The 311-nt window shown below is 47.6% G+C and carries 1 protein-coding gene; it reads left to right on the plus strand.

Annotated elements, in window-relative coordinates:
• Nucleotides 1-311: hypothetical protein (locus ACQ5DJ_RS30065; protein WP_429845631.1), on the plus strand; the 311-nt coding region annotated here is incomplete at both ends.

The raw sequence follows: 311 nt of genomic DNA on the forward strand, positions 1-311 counted from the left end.
GGGAGAAGGGCTTTACGACGAGTATCTCGATCCATTCGCGAAGGACGCCCAATACAAACAAGATAACTTGTTTAACGGCGGTTTGTGGACCAGATCGGAAGACGAGAGCTATGCGAAGGGTCAGAATGAGTTTAAGAAAGACATGGTAGTAGCAGAAGTAGCGGTAACCGTTCTTAGTGCTGGTACAGGTACAACTGTTATGCGGACTGCGAAAATGGCCGATAAACTGGATGGACCTAATGGCAAGAAAAAGTCCGGTGACCATGAGGGAAATGGGAAAGGTGTCCTTTTGCCTAATTCCAGTATCGACG

Source organism: Brevibacillus sp. FIR094, from assembly GCF_050477165.1.
Taxonomy (GTDB): Bacteria; Bacillota; Bacilli; order Brevibacillales; family Brevibacillaceae; genus Brevibacillus.